The organism is Actinomycetota bacterium, from assembly GCA_035540895.1.
GTDB lineage: Bacteria > Actinomycetota > JAICYB01 > JAICYB01 > JAICYB01 > DATLFR01.
The window spans coordinates 1-14,280 of sequence record DATLFR010000013.1 but is presented as its reverse complement, the minus strand read 5'-3'; the positions used below and the strand labels follow the sequence as shown (position 1 = coordinate 14,280).

The following is a 14,280-nucleotide window of genomic DNA, read 5'->3' as shown; positions in this document are numbered from 1 at the left end:
AGGGAGTCGAGGACGAGGTCGCGGGTGACCTGGGAAAGCAGCACCTGTCCGCCGTGCCCGATGTTGCGGACGCGGGCCGTCCGGTTGATGGACGTCCCCATGTAGTTCCACTCGTCCCGCTTGTGCACCTCGCCGGTATGCACGCCGATCCGCAGCCTGATGGGCGTGCCGTCGTGGGGCTGGGCAAGGCCGAGCTGGATCTCGAGCGCGCATGCGACGGCGTCGGTGGGCCGCTCGAAGGCGGCCACGAAGGCGTCCCCCTCACCCTGGTCACGCGGCCGGACGCCGTTGTGCCGCTGCAGAGCGTCGGCCACCACCCGGTCATGGACCGCGATCCCGCGGGCCATCGAGTCGTGGTCGCTCTCCCACAGCCGGGTCGAGCCCTCGATGTCGGCGAGCAGGAGGGTGACGGTGCCGGTGGGGAGGTGCGAGCCGGTCACCGGACCCTAGACGTCCGTGCGCGCCGCGACCAGGTCCTCGAACGCCGCCAGCCACGACTCCCAGTAGCCGCGGTGCGGGTCCTGGTCGATGGCGGAGATGAGGCGCTGACGGAAGGCCTCGCGGTCGTCGCCCACCACGGCCTGGGTGAGCGCGAACAGCCTCACCTGCCAGGGCTCCTCGAACGCCGCCTCGGGATCGGTGGTCACAGGCGCGACACCCCGATCATCGAGTCCCGGGTGACCAGGCTGGCCAAGGCGTCCTCTTCGAGCCCGTCCGTGTCCGCGGGGCGTTGCGGCAGCACGAGGTAGCGCTTCTCGGCGCTCGAGTCCCACACCCGGACCTCCGTTTCCGCCGGCAGGTCGAGGCCGAACTCCCGCAGGACGGTCCGCGGCTCCCGGACCATCCGCGCCCGGTACTCGTAGCTCTTGTACCAGCGCGGCGGGAGCCCGAGCACCGACCACGGGTAGCAGGAGCACAGGGTGCAGACGACCACGTTGTGCACCTCGTCGGTGTTCTCGACCGCTACGACGTCCCCCTCCGGACCGTCGAACCCGAGCTCGGCGATGGCCGCCTTGCCGTCCGCCAGGAGCCGCTGCTTGTAGGCGTCGTCGGTCCAGGCCCGGGCGACGACGCGGGCGCCGTTGCGGGGCCCGAACCTGTCCGTATAGGTCTCGACGACGGAGTCGATGAACGACTCCTCCACCAGGCCCTTCTCGATCATGACCCGCTCGAGCGCGGCCACGCGGGCCGCCGGACCCGCGACCTCGTGGGAGTGACCGTGCGTGTCGCTCATGAAGCCTCCAGGTAGCTCTCGAACAGGTCGATGGTGACCGATGTCCGCGGTTCGGCGGTGGCGCCCCACAGCTCCGACCCTTCGAACCTGACCGCGTAGACGGGCTCGAGCCTCTTGCCGTCGCTGTGGGCTTCGACATCGTCGAGGTTGCCGGGCCCGTGCACGATCGTCACGGTGCCCACGCGTCCGCGGACGTAGCGCGGACAGCGCGTGTGCCCGACCGGGTGCTCGTTGCGAACCCGGACCGCGTCCCCCACGCGGAAGCACGGCTCGGTGACGTCGGGACCGGGGCTCGCGAGACGGGGAGCCCGGACGGGGAGGCTGCGCGGCATGGGCTCGCCGAGCGCGGCATCGAGCTCCTCCGCGGTGACGGCGCCGGACTCCACGAGCAGGGTGGCCAGGCCGATCGACCAGCGCTCGAAGTACGAGGAGGCCAGGTACCGCGGGGGCTCGATGCGCTCCATGGAGTGCCGGAAGACCGGGGTGCCGTACAGGCCGGCCACCATCCCGGCGCCCAGCAGGGCGAAGGTGCGGCCCTCCCAGGGCTCGTGGAAGACCGGCTCCTCGGCCTGGTAGGGGACGCGACCGAACCCGTCCATGCCGCCGAGGTCGTGGGGGCCGTTCACGGGGTGACCCTACCAGCCCCGCACCCCTGGAACGCAGAGGGGCGGGGACCGACTCCGGTCCCCGCCCTTCCACTCTCGCCCGGGCTAGGCGATCCTCAGCTCGTACCTGGTGGCTGGACGCTCCTGGCCGTGTCCGCGGAACAGCGCCACCGTCTCGCGCCGCGAGAAGTCGCAAAGGTGACGTGGCGCGTAGGCCTAGACCGCCGCTCCGGACACGACCGCTCCTCGCATAGGTACGCGGGCCGCAGGTGGGGGCCGAACCTCGCGATATGGCCCCGCCAATGGTCGAAGTCGAACCGGCACTCGTGCGTCCTCGTCATGCCATCGCCCTCCCCGTTCCCTCGGACGGGCCACGAGTGGCAGGCCCGACAACTCGTGGCCGACACCCCCTACGGGGGTGAGACGGGAGCCGTTACCGGCTTCGGAAGCGGGCGGGCCGGCTCCCGTTGGTAACCTCGGAGGCCTTCCCCTCGGCTACGAAGGATCGGTGAACCATGGCCACCCATCCCACCCAGCGGCTCACGTGCGCCGACCACGTCCACTCCCCCAACGACCGGAGGCTGGAGGTCGTGGTGCACCGTCCGGGAGCCGACGCTGTCGCGCACACGGACGAGGTGTCGCCGTCCGTACTCCCGGACCTGAGGGTCGACCTGGCGTCCCTGTTCGCCCGCTGACGGACATGGCGTGGGTGCGCGAGGAGGCCGCGTTCAGCGTGCTCGAACCTCCCGAGGGGATCACGGTGCCGATGGTGGCCCACGTCCCCCATCCGTCGCGCCACATCCCGTCCGATCTCGCCTCGACGCTCCTCTTGGACAGGACCGAGCTCGAGGCGGAGCTCCTTGCGATGACGGACGCCTACACCGACGAGCTCGCCGCAGACGTCCTCGATCTCGGTGGCGTGATGTTCGTGAACGGGGTCAGCCGCCTGGTCGTCGACCCGGAGCGGTTCCCCGATCCGGACCGGGAGACGATGGAGGCGGTCGGGATGGGAGCCGTCTACACCCGGACGTCCGGCGGTCGACCGCTGCGCACCCCGGCGGACCGGGACGAGCTGCTGGCCCGGTTCTTCGAGCCGTACGCCGCGGCGTTCACGGGCGTCGTGGACCGGATGCTCGAGACCTTCGGGAGCTGCACGATCGTGGATGTCCATTCGTATCCGTCGCAGCCGCTCCCATACGAGCTCCCTCCGGTGCAGCCCCGTCCTTCTATATGCCTGGGGACGGACCCGTTCCACACACCGGCGCCGATGATCGAGCGCGCCGAAGCGGCGTGCGCCGAGCGGGGCCTCGATACGGCGCGGGACGTGCCTTTCGCGGGCACCTATGTCCCGCTTCGGCACTACCGGCAGGACCCGCGCGTCTCGTCGTTGATGGTCGAGGTGCGACGCGATCTATACATGGACGAGGCGACGGGAGCCAGATCGGATTTCGCAGCAGCCCGCGGACACGTCAGAGCCATCCTCGAAGCGATCCGCGGGTAACTGAAAACGCGGCCCGTCGGCCGGGCCTCGTAGGGCTTTAGCTCTTCGAACCCGCGGAAGCCCGCTTCTTCGCGCCGGCCTTGCGCGCGGCTCCCTTCTTTCGCCCGGCCGGCTTCTTCGCGGCCCGGGGACGGCCGCCGTCGGCGATCCGCGAGAGGCACTGCGGGTGGAAGACGACATCTATCTGCCGAGGCCGTCCGCGGGCGCCGGCCGGCTTCACCGACAGGTTGCCGACCGTAGCGTCCTTGTCGCGCACGACTTTCTTGCACAGGTCGCACACGTATTCGGTGATCGTCTGCTTCACGACGCGCTGCTGGATGCCCATGGGAGACCTCCGGTCCGGGGGGTGGGGAGGACTCATTGTAAACGATGTTGACTAAGGTGTCTTGCGCCCGGAGCCATCGGTCGTGCGGCGTCCATTTCTCGCCTCGGGCGGAGTGAAATTATCTCGCGCTCGACCGGCGGACCCTCGACGCATATCCTCGCGGAGACAGCTGATGCGCGACGCGCTTCCGCGCTTCGCGATCGCGTATGCTCGAGGGAGAAGCGACGGGGATCGGGGGGAGCGCGATGCCTACGTTCGGCACAGCAGGGGGGTTCGCACGGTCGGTCGTCCAGACGCGCGCGCGTCGTCTCGCGCTCGTCGGCTTCGGGATCTGGTTGGCAGCAGCCATCGCCCTGCACCTGTTGCCGCTCACCTCCTGGTGGATGTCGCTGCCCGTGTTCGCGCTCGCCGTCTGGACCGATCGTGAGGACACGATGCAACTCCTCATGCCGTGGCTGAAGGGGGCGCGCGGGGAGGAAGCGGTCGGCCGCCTTCTGTCCGAGCTCGAGCCGGAGGGCTATCGCATCCTGCACGACATCGACACCGGACACGGCAACCTCGACCATGTCGTCGTCGGTCCGACGGGGGTGTGGGCGATCGAGACGAAGGCATGGACGGGCCGTGTCTACGCAGGCCCGGGTGGGACCTTCATGCGCAGCGGCACCGACGAGCGCGGGACCCTGAAGCAGGCTCTCGGCGAGGCGTTCGAGGTGAAGAAGCGCATCGCGCACACCGGGCTGACACCGTGGGTGAACGCGCTCGTCGTCCTGACGGCCACCGAGCTGGAGAGAGGGCCGATGAAGTTCGGCCAGGTCCGGGTCATCGAGTCGAAGGACCTGCTGCCGACGATCCGGTCGAACCCGGAGCGGATGTCGCCCGACGACGTGAGGCTCGCCGCGCGTGCGGTCATGCTCGGGGCGGGCGTCCGGGGCTACCGGGTGACGTCCTGGGACGACGCCACGCCGCCCCAGGCGTAGCCCGTTCCTGACCCCTCGACGGACTGGGTGTGGGCTTCAGTCTTCGCCCGGCAGATGACGCGTCGCAGCCAGGGCGGCCAGCTCCGCGCGCGATGAGATGCCGAGCTTGCCGAAGACCCGGGACAGGTGGTTCTGCACGGTCCGGGGCGAGAGGTGGAGGATCGCGCCGATCTCCTTGTTCGAACGTCCGTGGGCAGCCTGACGTACCACGGCGAGCTCAGCGGGGGTGAGGCTGTCCCAGCCCGAGGCGGGACGCCCTCGGGGGCCGCGACCCCGGGCTTCCGACGCCAGCACGTCCTCGAGCGGCGTCGAGCTGCCATGCGTCCAGGCCCGCTCGAACGCCTCGTCCCCCAGCGCTCCCCGCGTGAGCGCGATGCACGCTTCGATCTCTGCCGCACGATCGGGCATCGGCGCGTAGCCGAGGGCACTCCTCGCGGCGTTCGCCGCCCCGAGCAAGCGCACCGCGTCCCCAGGCCGATCCTCGGCGGACGCCGCCCGGGCGAGCGCCTCGAGCGCCTGGACCCCGACGCCGTTGTCACCGATCGTGGCCGCGACGGAGGCCGCCTCCCGCAGGCTGCGCTGCGCCGCGAGCGGATCCCCCTCGCTGAGGTCGAGACGGCCGAGTTCGAGCAGCGCCTCCCCCAGCTCCTGGCGCAGACGCTGCCGGCGGGCGTAGTCGATGGCTCGCTCGAGCTGCGCCCGCGCGGAGGCCGCGTCGCCCGAGGCCATCGCGGCGAGGGCCACCCCGGTCATGAGCGCCGCGGTGACCGGGACGCGTTGCTTCGGGGCGACCTCCTCCGCCCGCAGGAGGAGCTCGATGCCGGTCTCGAGCCGTCCGTCACCCAGCGCGAAACGGCCCGCCCTCAGCAGCGTGAGGGACATGAGGTACCCGTCCGGGCAGGACCTGACGGCACGCGCCCACAGAGCTCGGGCCTCGGCGACCTCCCCGAGGATCTCGGCCGCCCAGGCCTCGAAGAGGTCGGCCGAAGCACGGCTCGCTGGGATCCGATCGGTGGTCTCCCTCCTCTGCCGCACCATCGGTGGAACCTCCGTCACACCATCGACGAAGGCGAGCCGCCTCCAGCACTCCGCCGCCAGAGCCTCGCCCGCGCTACCGCGGCCGGCTTCCTCTTCGAGGGCTCGTCGATTCAACTGGTGAGCGAGGACCGGGCTCCCGAAGAATGACTCGTAGGTGCTCCAGGCGATCAGCGCGGACTCGAGGGCCATGTGCGCGCCGGCGGCTTCAGCCTCCTTGACCGCCTGAGTGGCAGCCTCCCGCGCCGCCAGCGGGTCGATCAGGACCCTCAGGTGAGCGCTCTGGGCCGCGATGGCGGCGGCCAGTTGGGGGGCGCCTGCCGACCGAGCCAGCGCCCGCCCTTCGTCCCACACGCGCAAGGCCTCGGCGAAGTCCGTCGTGTCCGCGATCGAGTGACCGAGCGCCAGGTGGCCCACGGCGCGCAGGAGCATCGGGGCGTCCGGTGCGGCGGCCAGCGCGCGGCGCACGAGTTCGATCGATCTCTGCGCAGCCGACCTGCTCAGCGCGAAGGCTAGGAGACAGGCGATCCTGAGCGCATCCCCGGGAGCTCGCTCGTCGATGCACCACTCGTAGGCCGCGACCAGGTTGGGGATCTCGGTACGAGCGGCAGCGATGGCCGCGTCCGGGTCCGACCCCGACAGATCGAGGAGCCTCGACGCCAGTTCGACGTAGGTCTCGGCATGCTCACGACGGCAGGCGTCGGCATCCCCGGCCTCCATCAGGCGCGCCTGCGCGAACTCCCTGATCGTCTCGAGCAGGCGGTAGCGGTAGCCGTCCGGTGCCTCCTCGGAAGCGATGAGCGAACGGTCGACGAGTCGGGCGATCACGTCCAGGACCTGCGACGGTGGGAACCCCTCGGCCGCGCAGACCCGCTCCGCCTCCCGCAGGGCGAAGCCTCCTGCGAAGACGCTGGTTCGGCGGAGGACCCCCTTCTCTTGGTCGTCGAGGAGCGAGTAGCTCCACTCCACGGATCCTTCGAGGGTGCGTTGCCGCGATGCGGGGGCACCGGCCGCCAACAGCTTGAAGCGGTCGTCGAGCCCGGCGGCGATCTGGTCCGGGGAAAGCGTGTTGACGCGTCCTGCCGCGAGCTCGATCGCGAGCGGTATCCCGTCGAGGCGGCGACATATCTCGGCCACCGCTGCGGCGTTCGCGTTCGACAAGCGGAACCCGTCGCGGACGGAGCTCGCCCGGTCGCAGAAGAGGCGCACCGCTTCGGCGCGCTCGATGGGCTCCCCCGGCGCAGGAACCTGGAGCGGCGGAACCCTCAGCACGTGTCCGCCTGGGAGGTCCAGCGCCGCTCGACTCGTGGCCATCACGGTCACCCCGGGACACCGCTCGGCCAGGCCGCCCGCGACCTCCGCGCTCGCCTCCACGACCTGTTCGCAGTTGTCCAAGATGATCAGGCAGCGGAGGTGCTCGAGATGGGCGACGAGCCGGTCCATCGGTTGCAGACCGGCCACCCCCCGCAACCCCAGGGTCGAGGCCACGGCTTGCGCGGGGTCCTCGCCCGGCGCGACCCCGGACAGGTCCACGAACCAGACGCCGTCGGGGTGGGAGGGCGCCGCTTCCGTGGCGGCGCGCACGGCCAGCCTCGTCTTCCCGGACCCACCCGGGCCGAGCAGCGTGATGAGCCTGGCCGACCCCAGCAGTCCGCGGATGCGGCGGAGCTCGTCGTCGCGACCGACGAACGACGTGGCCTGCGTGGGGAGGTTCGTCGGGGTGCGGCTGCCGGTCCGGTCCAGCGGGTCGGCTTCGTCCATGTCCGGATGCAGCAACTGGAACACGCGCTCCGGTTGTCCCTCCCAGAGCCTGTGAGGTCCGAGGTCCTTGTACTCGAACCGGTCGGAGGTGAGCGCGGCCACCGAAGCTGACGCGACTATGTGGCCGGCGCGCGTCTGATGCGCGAGGACGAGGCAGCGGTCCAACGCGCGACCGCGGTACCCCCCGTCGACGTCCACTTCCACATCGCCCGCGTCGAGCGCCATCGCGGCGGCCGCGTCGATCGCGCGCAGCGTGACGTGGAGCTCGAGGGCGGCGGCGACCGCGTCAGCGGCTCCCGTGAAGGCCCCCACCCAGCGCCGCTCGGACCCATCGGTGCAGCCCGTCACCCGACCTCCCCGAGCGGAGACGGCGGCCGCGACGACGCGCGGATAGTCGGGAGAGTGCGTCGCCCGCCTCCCGGGAGGAGCCGACGGGTCGGGCTCCACCACTAGGAAGCTCATCGTGCCCCTCGCCCGTGCTTCAGCGTTCACCTGGGACCAGTCTCCCTCGCACACCTGCCCGTACTTGAGTCATATGACTCATGTACCACCCGGGCGCTGCCGGGAGGCTGTTCCCGATCGCGACGGTTCCGGAGAGGGGGGCGCCATGAAGGCGATGGTCAGGATCGTGGTCTCACTGGTCCTGTTGGGCTCGGCGATGGGGTCGATCCCCGTTCCTGCGGGAGCCGCCGAACCCGCTCGCCTGCGCAAGAGCGTCACCCGGCTCAGCCCGGCCGAGAGGAAGGCCTTCGTCGAAGCCGTGCTCGAGCTCAAGCGGACCCCCTCCCCCTACGGCGCCGGGCTGAGCTGGTACGACTCGGGTGCCGCTACGACGACCAGCTGCTGGTGGATTCGCCCGGGGGGGTGTCGTCGGGTGGCGCGTTCTCCTGCAGGATCGACTCCCCCGGCGCAAGATCGCTGGCGACCGGCTGATCGAGGACGAGGTCGAAGTCGCCGCCGGCCAGGACGCGACCGTTCACCTGGACCTCCACCCGGTGCCTCCCCGGGTAGTAGCGGCGCGTCGTCACTGGCACGAGCGGGTGGCGGCGCACGATCTCGACGGTGCGGCCTCGCTCCAACCGCACCCTCTTGAGCTTGAACACCTTGCGTCTGGGAGCCCCACGGGCGCCCGCGAAATGCACGACGTAGTCGACGAGCGCCGTGACCGGATCGTCGTGGCGCGTCGTGAGGACGCACCGCCACTCGAGCGCGTCCCCCAGCCTGACCGTCGGGGTCACCACCGTGAAGTCGTGGACCTCGACGGGGGCCTCGGCGTCGGCTCCCACGAGCGCCAGGGCGTGCGGATCACCCGCCTTCACGAGCGTGCGCAGGCCGTGGCGCAGGACCGCGGCCGCGTGGGTGCCCCCCTCGACCGACCAGCGTCGCGCCACCTCGAGCGCGGCCCCCGGGTCGGCCTTGGACAGGTCGTTGAGATGGTTGGCCACCGAGCGGCGGACATAGGGCGACGGATCGTCCCTCAGCCGGTCGAGCAGAGGTACCGCCCAGGTCGGCTGCGCGTCGAGCAACGGGACGCGCGGCGCCCACGGGAGGCGCGGACGGCTCCCCTCGGAGACGAGGCGCCGCACCTCCTCGTCGTGATCCTCGGTCCATCGCTCCATCGTCCGGAACGCGAGATCGGGGTAGCGGTCGATGAACGGTCGGACGGCGAACTCGCCTGACGCCCTCGGCGTGACCGCGCCGATCACCTCGAGGGCCGTGGAGGGGGCGTCGATGCCGGCGTGGGCGACCCAGTCCATCACCGGCCAGGCCTCCCACATGTCCAGGTCCGAGCCGGGCACGGTCCGCAGCACGAGCGCGGCCGCCGCTTCGAAGTCGGCGGGGAGGTGACGCGTGAGCGCGGCAGCGATGTGCGCGATCCTCGCCTTCAGCTCGAGCTCGTCCAGGCCGCGGGAGACCTCCTGGACGAATCGCCGGGAGCCGAACCCGGGGTCGCCGCCGGCGAGCACCCCGGCGAGCCGCCGGACCGACGCGCGAGAGACCTGGTCCTTGAACGGCGGCATCGTCCTCCTACCCAGCGGTCGGGCATCCGTCCGGGGCGAGTGTGACACGGCACCGATGTCAGAGCGGGTCCGGGCCCGCTCCCGTCGGTCCGGTGGGGCGCGGTCCGTCCGTGCCCGCTGCTACCTTCTGGATCACGATCATGAGATCCGAGAGCGGGCCGGGGACGGTCGCCGAGCTGTTCGCCGGCGTGGGCGGGTTCCGCCTGGGCCTGGAGCGCGCCGGGTGGGAGACGGTCTGGTCCAACCAGTGGGAGCCGTCGACGAAGAGGCAGCACGCGTCCGACTGCTACGTCTCCCGCTTCGGCCCGGACGGCCACGTCTGCGACGACATCGCGGTCGTCCTCGACCGGGCGGAGGCGGGGGAGGCCGAGATCCCCGACGTGGACCTGCTGTGCGGAGGCTTCCCGTGCCAGGACTACAGCGTCTCGAAGCCGCTCCCCCAGGCGCTCGGGCTCCGCGGGAAGAAGGGGGTCCTGTGGTGGGAGATCCACCGTTTCCTCGCCCTCAAGCGGCCCCGGATCGTCCTGCTCGAGAACGTCGACCGGCTCCTGAAATCCCCCGCCTCCCAGCGGGGACGCGACTTCGCCGTGATGCTCGCCTGCCTGTCCGACCTCGGGTACGTCGTGGAGTGGCGAGTCGTGAACGCGGCCGAGTACGGGTTCCCGCAGCGGCGCCGGCGTGTGTTCGTCTGCGCCAGGCTGGCCTCGTCCGTCGCCGGGTCGGGGGACCGGCTGATCCTGTCCGACGGGGTCCTGGCCCGGGCGTTCCCGGTTCGGCCCGAGGAGTGGGTCGGCGGCCCCGCGCTCTCGATCGACGGCGACGTCTACGAGCTCTCGGAGACGTTCGGGCGCGGCCTCCGTCACACGCCGTTCCGGTCCGCGGGCGCCGTCTGGGACCGGAAGGTGTGGACGATGGACGTGCGTCCCGACCACGAGGGCCCGTTCTCCGTCCTCGGGGACGTCCTCGACGACGACGTCCCGGCCCGCTTCTACATCCCGCGGCGCGAGCTGAAGGCGTGGCGCTACCTGAAGGGAGCCAAGCGGGAGCGGCGCACGCACGCCAGCGGCTACACCTACCACTACAGCGAGGGAGCCGTCCCGTTCCCCGACCCCCTGGACAGGCCGAGTCGCACGATCCTCACCGGCGAGGGAGGCCGGACGCCCTCGCGCTTCAAGCACGTCGTCCAGACCCCGGACGGCCGCCTGCGCCGTCTCACCCCCGTCGAGCTCGAGCGGCTGAACGGCTTCCCGGACGGCTGGACGGGCACCGGCATGCCGGAGGGACGCCGCGCCTTCTGCATGGGCAACGCGCTCGTCGTCGGACTCGTGGAACGCATCGGACGGGTGCTGGCCACCGAGCCCGACACCGGACTGCGCTGACCTACGCGGGGGCCGCGGGCCCCTCCCCCGGCCATGAGACACCATCGGTGATCCTGTGGCTGTCCATCCGGACACGAGCGGCGGGTTCTGGTCGTATGCGACCCAGAAGGCGACCTCCGTGCGCCGTATCCACGTCTGCGGCGCACGGTTGGCGGGTTCTGGTCGTCGGTGCCCGGGCGTCCTACTCCGCGCGGCGGCCCCCGGACACCGCGTACGCGCAGCGGGGCTCGAGCGGACACAGTCCGCAGCGGGGCACCTTCGGCGTGCAGATCGCGGACGCGTGGTCGAGCACCGCCCAGTTCCACTCCCGCACCGCCGCGTTCGGCGTCACCTCCTCCACCAGGCGCCACAGCGCCGGGTCGGCGGTGGGGGCGAGCACGGCCTCGGCCCCGAAGTAGCGGCGGTATACGCGGGCGCTGACGCCGTCGACGACGGCGGTGCGGCGTCCGAACGCGACGGCTGCCGTCGCCCGGGCCGCGTACGCCCCCACGCCTGGGAGCCGCTGGAGATCCTCCGGAGATCGGGGCACTCCCCCCTCAGCCACTACCGCCGCGAGATCACGCAGGCGGACGGCCCGACTGACCAGTCCGAGCGGGCGGATCACCGTCCGGATCTCGTCCGGGTCGGCTCCCGCGAGCGTCTCCGGGGTCGGCCAGCGCGCGAAGAGCGCCTCGTACACCTTCGCGACCGTGCCTGCCCTGGACCGCTGGAGGAGTATCTCCGCGACGAGCACGCGGAACGGGTCCGTGTCGCTGCGCCACGGGAAGTCACGCCGGTTGCGTCGTCCCCAACGCAGCAGCGTCCGGACGAAGAAGGTCCGCGAGCTCAAGCCTCGGGATCCGGCTCCCACAGGTACTCCGCGAACAGCTCCTCGGGCGCGATCGAATGGATGAAGTCGAAGGGGTGACAGCGGATCCCGTGCGCGGAGGCCTCCGCCTGCATCTCGTCGTAACGGGCGCGTATGGGAGCCCAGTCGTCGACGTCGAGCCCCACCACCCAGATGGGGAGCTGGATGCCGATGCGCATGTAGGGCAGGAGGCTGACCGCCTGCTCGAACGTGGCCACGCCCGAGTCGAAGAACTTGGCCAGGTCGGCGGTGGCGACGACGAGGACGCCGACCTCGCCTACGCCGGAGCGTCCGGCGATCTGGAACTTGAACAGGTCGCGGTAGAGGCTGGCCGCGTTGCCGAACTCGACCTCGACGAAGACCCGGTGCTTCGAGAAGTCGCCCTTCAGGTACTTGTCGAGGACGGATCCTGCCGGCTGCTGGACGACGAACGGCTGCCTGCTCCAGCCCGCCTCCCGCAGGACGTCGTCGAACCGCTGGTTCAGCGCGGCCTGGTCGATCGGGAAGAGGGCGTACCCGTCCACGCCCCGGACGCGGCGGCGCTGGCGCTTCGGCGTCTGGGGACGCCCGCGCTCGGTGAACGGTCCGGACGGGCGCAGCGGGAGCTCGCACCCGGTCAGGGCGGCGGTGAGCTCGGCGTACTCGGCCGGGAAGTCGTTGCGGAGGATGGTCTCCCCGTACAGGTGGCTGGCCGTCCGGATGCGCACGGGAGCCAGGGTACCGGGGGGTGCGGGGGGACCTGCGCGGGCGCCGCTGCGCGGCGCCCGCGACTCAGGTCAGCACTGGTGGAACTCGATCCTCGTGTTCTTGCCGTCGATGACGATCTCGCCGCTGCACGGTGAGCATCCGTCCTCGGGTCCGCAGAACCCGCCCGCGGACGCCGCGGGAGCCGCGAACGCGCTCCCGATCACGAGCGCGGCGAGCGCGAGGACCATCTTCAGCCTGCGCATGGGCACCCTCCCTGTCCGTCGGGGAGACGGTACCAGGCATGGCTCCGTCGAGGCCCCGCGGTGGACAGGTGGACGGGTGGACGCCCGACCCGGGAGCCCCACCCGGGCAGGACCCGCTCCCGCCGATGTCGAACGTCGCGGGCGACACCCTGGGAGGAGAAGCTTGCGCTCGCACAGACACCTCGTCGTCCTCGCGCTGGTCACGCTGGTCGCCGCGCCCGCCGTGCCATCGGCCGCGCAGTCGCCCGACAACCCTTGGGCCGGCCTCCCGTTCCTCAACATCGCCCACCGAGGCGGCGCCTCCGAGGGTCCCGAGGAGACGCTCTTCACGTACGCGAAGGCGCTCGAGGCGGGCACGGACATGCTCGAGGCCGACCTGCACGCCACGTCCGACGGCGAGGTGATCGCCATGCACGACGCAACGGTCGACCGGACGACGGACGGGTCCGGACGCGTCGACTCCATGACCCTGGCCCAGATCAGGACGCTCGACGCCGGGCACGACTTCCGGGCGCCCGATGGGACCTTCCCGTACCGGGGCATCGCCACGGGAGCCGTTCCTCCGCCGGCCGGCTTCACCCCGGACGACTTCCGCGTCCCGACGCTGCGCGAGCTCCTGACGCGGTTCCCCGACGTCCCGTTCACCCTCGAGATCAAGAGCGGCGCCCCCGAGACGGCGCCCTATCACCAGACCGTCGCGGACATCCTGAGGGAGACGGGCCGGGCCCGCGACGTCGTCGTGGCCAGCTTCGTGGACAGCCACCTCGAGGCGTTCAAGCTCGCGGCACCGGACGTGTCGACGGCTACGGCGACCGGACAGACGGCCGCCTTCTGGGCGAGCATCCGCGGACCGCTCCCGGGCGCTCCCAACCCGAGGTACCACGCGCTGCAGGTGCCCTTGAACTTCGCGGGGATCGAGGTGGTAGACCGCGGCGGTGAGTTCGTGCGGAAGGCGCACGCGAACGGGTTCGTCGTCCATGTATGGACCGTCAACGACCGTCCGACGATGGAGTGGCTCCTGGACATCGGCGTCGACGGGATCATGACCGACCGCCCGACCCTGCTAGCCCAGGTGGTGCGCGAGCGGGCCTGACCGAGGACACGGGGCACGGGGATATCCGAGGGCATGTCCGGCACGTTCGATGTCGATGGGTTCTGCGTCGGTGTCTCGGGCGGGACCGCCCACGGGTCGTACACGGCGCGCTACGAGCGCTAGGCCGCCGTGCGTCGGAGGGACACCGGGACCGGCATCGCCCTGAGGGTGCGAGCCGCGGCCGCCGTGGCCGGCCTGCTCGCCCTCACCGCTCCGGCGGCCCGCGCCCAGGACGCCGGGGCCCCGTACGACCATGCGTCCGGCGCCGCGGACGCCCGGACCGGCCTCATCTCGTCGGTCATGGTCCGGACCCCTCTCCCCGACGGCCTCGACCGCAGCGCCGTGGAGGTGGGGGTGGGAGGGCTGGTCGGCCGGCGTTTCACGGCCCCGTCCGGACGCGTGCTCGGGACCGCGACCGTGGACGCAGCCCGTCTCGCGTACGCCGACCCAGACGCCGACCTGTGCATACGGATATCGGCTCCCGCCACACCCACCCGTCCCGCCCTGCCCAACCTGGTCGAGGGGGGCGGGACGGGTGGGTGTGGCGGGAGC

General features: G+C 71.5%; 16 protein-coding genes. 6 read left to right on the top strand and 10 right to left on the bottom strand.

Annotation, left to right across the window (positions count from 1 at the left end):
• The 4 genes from VM840_00680 to nthB all read right to left on the bottom strand — a co-directional run.
• The coding region (locus tag VM840_00680) for an adenylate/guanylate cyclase domain-containing protein (protein ID HVL80090.1) at positions 1-440 on the bottom strand (440 nt) is incomplete at its 3' end.
• Positions 441-446: 6 nt separating this feature from the next.
• Positions 447-647 (bottom strand): hypothetical protein, encoded by a 201-nt coding sequence (locus VM840_00675; GenBank protein HVL80089.1) that lies wholly within the window; start codon positions 645-647, stop codon positions 447-449.
• Positions 644-1,234 carry a nitrile hydratase subunit alpha gene (nthA, locus tag VM840_00670; GenBank protein HVL80088.1) on the bottom strand — a complete coding sequence of 197 codons (591 nt, stop codon included), beginning with the start codon at positions 1,232-1,234 and terminating at the stop codon, positions 644-646. The genes VM840_00675 and nthA overlap by 4 nt, the downstream gene beginning before the upstream one ends.
• Positions 1,231-1,860: a nitrile hydratase subunit beta gene (gene nthB, locus VM840_00665; GenBank protein HVL80087.1), complete on the bottom strand. Its 630-nt coding sequence runs from the start codon at positions 1,858-1,860 to the stop codon at positions 1,231-1,233. The genes nthA and nthB overlap by 4 nt, the downstream gene beginning before the upstream one ends.
• A 494-nt stretch (positions 1,861-2,354) precedes the next feature.
• Between nthB and VM840_00660 the strand changes: the two genes are divergently transcribed.
• Together VM840_00660 and VM840_00655 are read left to right on the top strand one after the other, a co-directional pair.
• On the top strand, positions 2,355-2,534 hold the full coding sequence (locus tag VM840_00660; GenBank protein ID HVL80086.1) for a hypothetical protein: 180 nt from the start codon (positions 2,355-2,357) through the stop codon (positions 2,532-2,534).
• Between the two features lie 14 nt (positions 2,535-2,548).
• Complete coding sequence (locus VM840_00655) at positions 2,549-3,340, top strand: N-formylglutamate amidohydrolase (GenBank protein HVL80085.1); 792 nt, start codon at positions 2,549-2,551, stop codon at positions 3,338-3,340.
• 37 nt (positions 3,341-3,377) lie between these two features.
• Here the strand turns inward: VM840_00655 and VM840_00650 are convergent, their stop codons facing one another.
• Entirely contained in the window at positions 3,378-3,665 is a 288-nt protein-coding gene (locus VM840_00650) for a hypothetical protein (GenBank protein HVL80084.1), read from the bottom strand.
• Between the two features lie 245 nt (positions 3,666-3,910).
• Between VM840_00650 and VM840_00645 the strand changes: the two genes are divergently transcribed.
• Positions 3,911-4,642, top strand: coding sequence for a nuclease-related domain-containing protein (locus tag VM840_00645; protein HVL80083.1), 732 nt, complete (start codon positions 3,911-3,913; stop codon positions 4,640-4,642).
• A gap of 36 nt (positions 4,643-4,678) precedes the next feature.
• Here the strand turns inward: VM840_00645 and VM840_00640 are convergent, their stop codons facing one another.
• Positions 4,679-7,900 carry a LuxR C-terminal-related transcriptional regulator gene (locus VM840_00640; protein ID HVL80082.1) on the bottom strand — a complete coding sequence of 1,074 codons (3,222 nt, stop codon included), beginning with the start codon at positions 7,898-7,900 and terminating at the stop codon, positions 4,679-4,681.
• A gap of 365 nt (positions 7,901-8,265) precedes the next feature.
• The gene (locus VM840_00635) at positions 8,266-9,459 is read right to left on the bottom strand and encodes a DNA alkylation repair protein (protein HVL80081.1); all 1,194 of its coding nucleotides are present in this window, start codon (positions 9,457-9,459) and stop codon (positions 8,266-8,268) included.
• A 140-nt stretch (positions 9,460-9,599) separates the two neighbouring features.
• On the opposite strand from VM840_00635, the gene dcm reads away from it, so the two are divergent.
• Positions 9,600-10,838 carry a DNA (cytosine-5-)-methyltransferase gene (dcm, locus tag VM840_00630; GenBank protein ID HVL80080.1) on the top strand — a complete coding sequence of 413 codons (1,239 nt, stop codon included), beginning with the start codon at positions 9,600-9,602 and terminating at the stop codon, positions 10,836-10,838.
• Positions 10,839-11,019: 181 nt separating this feature from the next.
• On the opposite strand, the gene VM840_00625 is transcribed toward dcm, so the two are convergent.
• The 3 genes from VM840_00625 to VM840_00615 form a co-directional block, all read right to left on the bottom strand.
• Positions 11,020-11,667, bottom strand: coding sequence for an A/G-specific adenine glycosylase (locus VM840_00625; GenBank protein HVL80079.1), 648 nt, complete (start codon positions 11,665-11,667; stop codon positions 11,020-11,022).
• A complete protein-coding gene (locus tag VM840_00620) occupies positions 11,664-12,392 on the bottom strand; it encodes a BglII/BstYI family type II restriction endonuclease (protein HVL80078.1) in 729 nt (242 codons plus the stop codon). Before VM840_00620 ends, VM840_00625 begins: the two co-directional genes overlap by 4 nt.
• Positions 12,393-12,461: 69 nt before the next feature.
• Positions 12,462-12,635 carry a hypothetical protein gene (locus VM840_00615; GenBank protein HVL80077.1) on the bottom strand — a complete coding sequence of 58 codons (174 nt, stop codon included), beginning with the start codon at positions 12,633-12,635 and terminating at the stop codon, positions 12,462-12,464.
• Positions 12,636-12,798: 163 nt separating this feature from the next.
• Between VM840_00615 and VM840_00610 the strand changes: the two genes are divergently transcribed.
• Positions 12,799-13,728, top strand: coding sequence for a glycerophosphodiester phosphodiesterase (locus tag VM840_00610; protein ID HVL80076.1), 930 nt, complete (start codon positions 12,799-12,801; stop codon positions 13,726-13,728).
• Between the two features lie 129 nt (positions 13,729-13,857).
• Positions 13,858-14,280: hypothetical protein (locus VM840_00605; protein ID HVL80075.1), on the top strand; the 423-nt coding region annotated here is incomplete at its 3' end.